Raw genomic sequence first — 621 nt, 5'->3', positions numbered from 1 at the left:
AGCCGTCCAATGAAGCACTACCATCTTTGGTTGGATAACAGGCTGCTCCTGTTCCAAACCATACCGCTCCTTCATATATTCCAGTGAAAGCTGCTCTCTTTCCTCATTAAAAATTATTGGCTTGTCAATGATCCTGGAAGTATTTTTCCCTGAAGAACCACAGGAGACCAAAAAGAGGGAGAAAAGGACATAAAGGAAATATCTCATAGTGTAAAAATAAAATCTCCCGACAATATCGGGAGATTTTAAGAATTATAGGAAGGGAGATTTATTCATCCCACCATACAGTTCCATAAATAGAATCTTCACCTCCAAATTGTCGTTCTACAGCCGCATTATAATTTTCTGCATTGTTGAAGGTTTCATTATCGGGATAGGCAAGACGCGTTGGTACAGGTCGGCCTTCGGGTTGAACAAAATCATTGGGAAAACCTGTTCTTCTCCATTCACTCCAGGCTTCATAGCCATTCATAAACAAATGGATCCAACGTTGCTCTGCAATTCTCTCAATAGCATTGGTGGCATCAAATGCGACCTCGGGCTGACTTAAAAATGCATCAACACCTTCGGTCGAACCAGTCCATTGAAGAATAGAACTCTCTAAAGCCATATTATAGTAAG

The 621-nt window shown here is 40.9% G+C and carries 1 protein-coding gene and 1 pseudogene; both read right to left on the bottom strand.

The window, feature by feature from the left end; translation table 11 throughout:
• Positions 1 to 207, bottom strand: a pseudogene (locus HC176_RS19660) (N-acetylmuramoyl-L-alanine amidase); the annotation flags it as partial.
• A gap of 61 nt (positions 208 to 268) precedes the next feature.
• Positions 269 to 621 (bottom strand): SusD/RagB family nutrient-binding outer membrane lipoprotein (locus tag HC176_RS15735; protein WP_167919938.1); only part of this gene is annotated, 353 nt, incomplete at its 5' end.

This window comes from Tamlana crocina, from assembly GCF_012037625.1.
Note: the sequence above shows the minus strand (reverse complement) of the source record. Positions and strands in the feature narration are given on the sequence as shown.